The organism is Mucilaginibacter segetis (genome assembly GCF_016522075.1).
Taxonomy (GTDB): Bacteria; Bacteroidota; Bacteroidia; order Sphingobacteriales; family Sphingobacteriaceae; genus Mucilaginibacter; species Mucilaginibacter segetis.
Genome location: NZ_JAEHFW010000005.1, coordinates 1 through 5,454 on the forward strand (window position 1 = coordinate 1; position 5,454 = coordinate 5,454).

At 48.5% G+C, this 5,454-nt stretch carries 2 tRNA genes and 2 rRNA genes; all 4 read right to left on the minus strand.

What is annotated here, in order from left to right:
- Window positions 1-176 precede the first annotated feature (176 nt).
- The 4 genes from I5M19_RS18520 to I5M19_RS18535 all read right to left on the minus strand — a co-directional run bounded on the left by I5M19_RS18520 (window position 177) and on the right by I5M19_RS18535 (window position 5,275).
- Window positions 177-3,057: ribosomal RNA gene (locus I5M19_RS18520) — 23S ribosomal RNA — on the minus strand.
- Window positions 3,058-3,353: 296 nt separating this feature from the next.
- A tRNA-Ala gene (locus tag I5M19_RS18525) sits at window positions 3,354-3,427 on the minus strand.
- 92 nt (window positions 3,428-3,519) lie between these two features.
- A tRNA-Ile gene (locus I5M19_RS18530) sits at window positions 3,520-3,594 on the minus strand.
- A gap of 159 nt (window positions 3,595-3,753) precedes the next feature.
- Window positions 3,754-5,275, minus strand: a 16S ribosomal RNA gene (locus I5M19_RS18535).
- Together the 16S and 23S rRNA genes with 2 tRNA genes alongside form the textbook arrangement of a ribosomal RNA operon.
- Window positions 5,276-5,454 lie beyond the last annotated feature (179 nt).

Here is a 5,454-nt window from a genome sequence, read left to right on the forward strand (position 1 = left end):
TACCGGCTCTGTACACCGGTACAACAATGACATATTATTGAAAGAAGTAAGTATCAGAGAAAACAACAGCTTTGTGTTGAGATGTCAGAGGCAAGAGATCAGGATACAGGAAACAGGATCGCTCTTGTTTACTGCTTCTTACGGTCTTGATGCTCTGACACCTTTAATTACCTGCTATGAGAAAGCTTCGGGTTATTAGTATTACTCGACTTTGATGTCACCACCTTTATATCTGTAACCTATCAACGTAGTCGTCTGCTACGACCCTCAATGGAAGTCTCATCTTGTGGCTAGTTTCGCGCTTAGATGCTTTCAGCGCTTATCTATTCCGAATGTAGCTACTCTGCAATACAGCTGGCGCCATAACAGATTCACCAGAGATTCGTCCAACCCGGTCCTCTCGTACTAAGGTCAGCCCCACTCAAACTTCCAACGCCCACAACAGATAGGGACCGAACTGTCTCGCGACGTTCTGAACCCAGCTCGCGTGCCACTTTAATGAGCGAACAGCTCAACCCTTGGGACCTTCTCCAGCCCCAGGATGTGACGAGCCGACATCGAGGTGCCAAACCTCCCCGTCGATATGAGCTCTTGGGGGAGATCAGCCTGTTATCCCCAGCGTACCTTTTATCCTTTGAGCGATGGCCCTTCCATGCAGAACCACCGGATCACTATATCCGTCTTTCGACCCTGCTCGGCTTGTCTGCCTCACAGTCAAGCAAGCTTATGCTATTGCACTCCGCGTACGGTTACCAAGCGTACTGAGCTTACCTTTGAAAGCCTCCGTTACCTTTTTGGAGGCGACCACCCCAGTCAAACTACCCGCCAAACAATGTCCTCCGCTGTGCAGAGTTAGACACCAGATACAGAAAGGGTGGTATTTCAACGTTGACTAACATACTCCTAGCGAAGCATGATCACAGTCTCCCACCTATCCTACACATCCTGTAGCCGATATCAATGTTAAGTTGTAGTGAAGGTGCATGGGGTCTTTCCGTCCCGTTGCGGGTAACCGGCGTCTTCACCGATACCACAATTTCACCGAGCTCATGGCTGAGACAGCGCCCAGATCGTTACACCATTCGTGCAGGTCGGAACTTACCCGACAAGGAATTTCGCTACCTTAGGACCGTTATAGTTACGGCCGCCGTTTACCGGGGCTTCGATTCAATGCTTCGCCTTGCGACTAACATCCCCTCTTAACCTTCCGGCACCGGGCAGGTGTCAGGCCTTATACGTCATCTTTCGATTTTGCAAAGCCATGTGTTTTTGTTAAACAGTCGCCTGGGCCTTTTCACTGCGGCTGACATTGCTGTCAGCGCCCCTTCTCCCGAAGTTACAGGGCCATTTTGCCGAGTTCCTTAGCCATGATTCACTCGAGCACCTTAGGATTCTCTCCTCGACTACCTGTGTCGGTTTACGGTACGGGTTTTTATAACCTGAAGCTTAGCGGGTTTTCTTGGAAGTCTGATTACCTGAACTATCACCTTACCCGAAGGCTCAGTGTACTATCTGCTTTCAGCAAGAGTGGCGTACTTTACTACCTCTCCTATACCTACGGCATTTAACGAACTATTCCGTCAGTTCGCGTCAGTTTCACTACTCCGTCACCGCATCGCAGTTATAAAAAGTACTGGAATATTAACCAGTTGTCCATCGGCTACGCCTGTCGGCTTCACCTTAGGCCCCGACTAACCCTGATCCGATTAGCGTTGATCAGGAAACCTTAGTCTTTCGGTGGGCGGGTTTCTCTCCCGCCTTATCGTTACTTATGCCTACATTTGCTTTTCTACACCCTCCACAGTCGGTCGTCCCTCCTGCTTCTCCGCGTGTAGAATGCTCCCCTACCAGATGCACTTGCGTGCAAATCCATAGCTTCGGTATAACGCTTAATGCCCGTTTATTATCCATGCCCGATCGCTCGACTAGTGAGCTGTTACGCACTCTTTAAATGAATGGCTGCTTCCAAGCCAACATCCTAGCTGTCTGTGCAATCGGACCTCGTTAGTTCAACTTAGCGTTAATTTGGGGACCTTAGCTGATGGTCTGGGTTCTTTCCCTCTCGGCCATGGACCTTAGCACCCATAGCCTCACTGCAGTGTATATTATACAGCATTCGGAGTTTATCTGGATTTGGTAGGATTTGACTCCCCCGCACCCAATTAGTAGCTCTACCTCTGTATAACTTTACCACCACGCTGTTCCTAAAAACATTTCGGGGAGTACGAGCTATTTCCCAGTTTGATTAGCCTTTCACCCCTACCCACAGATCATCCGGAAACTTTTCAACGTTTATCGGTTCGGTCCTCCAGTACCTGTTACGGCACCTTCAACCTGTCCATGGGTAGATCACAAGGTTTCGCGTCTACCCCCTCTGACTATACGCCCTATTCAGACTCGCTTTCGCTTCGGATCCGTGGCTGAACCACTTAACCTTGCCAGAGAGGAGTAACTCGTAGGCTCATTATGCAAAAGGCACGCCGTCACACCACGAAGGTGCTCCGACCGCTTGTAAGTACACGGTTTCAGGTTCTATTTCACTCCCCTGTTCGGGGTTCTTTTCACCTTTCCCTCACGGTACTGGTTCACTATCGGTCTCTCAGGAGTATTTAGCCTTACCGGATGGTGCCGGCAAATTCCCACAAGGCGTCTCCGACCTCGCGGTACTCAGGATACCACTATCCTATTATTACTTACCCGTACGCAGCTCTCATGCTCTATGGCCGGGTTTCCCACCCCGTTCCGGTTCATTTTAATATTCATGTTGTGGTCCTATAACCCCTAATATGCCGTAACATATTAGGTTTGGGCTTCTTCCCTTTCGCTCGCCACTACTCAGGAAATCACTGTTGTTTTCTCTTCCTCTGCTTACTTAGATGTTTCAGTTCAGCAGGTTCGCGCATTTATGCAACTATTCTTCAAATAGTTAGGTTTCCCCATTCGGAAATCCGCGGATCAATTCATATTTGCTGATCCCCGCGGCTTATCGCAGCTTATCACGTCCTTCATCGCCTCTGAGAGCCAAGGCATCCCCCGTGTACCCTTTCTTACTTTCTTCTATACTTGTGCTGCTTTTGCTCAGCACCGTATGCTTTTTGATTTTTGTCGTGTCCGTCGGCAGGATCAAGAGTCAAGAATCAAGATTCAAGACTTTCTTTCCTTTCTTCAGAGCCCCAACAATCCTCTACTGTTGTTTTCTCTTCAATTACTTCTTCCAATATGTCAAAGAACGTTTTTCACTTAGAATCAGGAGCCAGGAATCAGGAGCCGGATTCAGAAGCCAGGACTAATCTTGCCACTTGCTTCTTATTTCTTGTCTCTTATTTCCTGTCTCTTGCTTCTGCTGTGAAGCGTGGAGAATAACGGATTCGAACCGTTGACCCCCTGCGTGCAAGGCAGGTGCTCTAGCCAGCTGAGCTAATCCCCCTTTCAGATGTTTGATAGTATCAAGTAGTCAGCAACCGGTATCAAGACCTTTTCTTGCTACTTTATACTGCTTACCTGCTACCCTAACCTTTGTAGTCCCGAGCAGATTTGAACTGCTGACCCCTACATTATCAGTGTAGTGCTCTAACCAAACTGAGCTACAGGACTGTTTGTTTTTATCTACAATCTTGCCACACTCATGGCCGAACCACTGATGGCTTCATCTTCCGGGTTTGTGTTTTTTTTCGAGTTTATAAAGAAATAATCATGCAGGTAACAGCTCCGCTGTTATGTTTTTTGCTTAAGATTTTGGGGATAATGCTCCAGAAAGGAGGTATTCCAGCCACACCTTCCGGTACGGCTACCTTGTTACGACTTAGCCCCAGTTATCGACTTTACCTTAGGACGCTCCTTGCGGTTACGCACTTCAGGCACTTCCAACTTCCATGGCTTGACGGGCGGTGTGTACAAGGCCCGGGAACGTATTCACCGCGTCATTGCTGATACGCGATTACTAGCGAATCCAACTTCACGGGGTCGAGTTGCAGACCCCGATCCGAACTGTGAACAGCTTTACGAGATTGGCATCCTGTTGCCAGGTAGCTGCCCGCTGTACTGCCCATTGTAGCACGTGTGTAGCCCCGGACGTAAGGGCCATGATGACTTGACGTCGTCCCCTCCTTCCTCTCTATTTGCATAGGCAGTCTGTTTAGAGTCCCCATCATTACATGCTGGCAACTAAACATAGGGGTTGCGCTCGTTGCGGGACTTAACCCAACACCTCACGGCACGAGCTGACGACAGCCATGCAGCACCTAGTTTCGTGTCCCGAAGGACTGATCCGTCTCTGGATCATTCACTAACTTTCAAGCCCGGGTAAGGTTCCTCGCGTATCATCGAATTAAACCACATGCTCCTCCGCTTGTGCGGGCCCCCGTCAATTCCTTTGAGTTTCACCCTTGCGGGCGTACTCCCCAGGTGGAATACTTAACGCTTTCGCTTAGACGCTGACCGTATATCGCCAACATCGAGTATTCATCGTTTAGGGCGTGGACTACCAGGGTATCTAATCCTGTTTGATCCCCACGCTTTCGTGCCTCAGCGTCAATCATAATTTAGTAAGCTGCCTTCGCAATTGGTGTTCTGTGACATATCTATGCATTTCACCGCTACTTGTCACATTCCGCCTACCTCAACTACATTCAAGCCTATCAGTATCAAAGGCACTGCGATAGTTAAGCTACCGTCTTTCACCCCTGACTTAATAGGCCGCCTACGCACCCTTTAAACCCAATAAATCCGGATAACGCTTGGATCCTCCGTATTACCGCGGCTGCTGGCACGGAGTTAGCCGATCCTTATTCTTACCGTACATTCAGCCTCTTACACGTAAAAGGGTTTATTCCGGTATAAAAGCAGTTTACAACCCGTAGGGCCGTCTTCCTGCACGCGGCATGGCTGGTTCAGGCTTGCGCCCATTGACCAATATTCCTTACTGCTGCCTCCCGTAGGAGTCTGGTCCGTGTCTCAGTACCAGTGTGGGGGGTCATCCTCTCAGATCCCCTAAACATCGTCGCCTTGGTAAGCCGTTACCTTACCAACTAGCTAATGTTCCGCATGCCCATCTTGTTCCTATAAATATTTGATTATTCAATAATGCTATTAAATAATGTTATGCGGTGTTAATCTCTCTTTCGAGAGGCTATCCCCCTGAACAAGGTAGGTTACATACGTGTTACGCACCCGTGCGCCACTCTCATGAGAAGCAAGCTCCTCAATCCCGTCCGACTTGCATGTATTAGGCCTGCCGCTAGCGTTCATCCTGAGCCAGGATCAAACTCTCCATTGTATAATGTGTTGTTTGTATCCAGACCCTATTAAACTCAATTCAATAGAAATCTGTAAAAAAAATATTCTCTTACATTATCCCTCTATCAAATCTCTAAGCTTTCTTTTTGCATCCCAGCTCGTGGTCTCCCACTTACCGTTACGCTGCATAATTTACTTCCTATCTCTTTTAAGAACTTT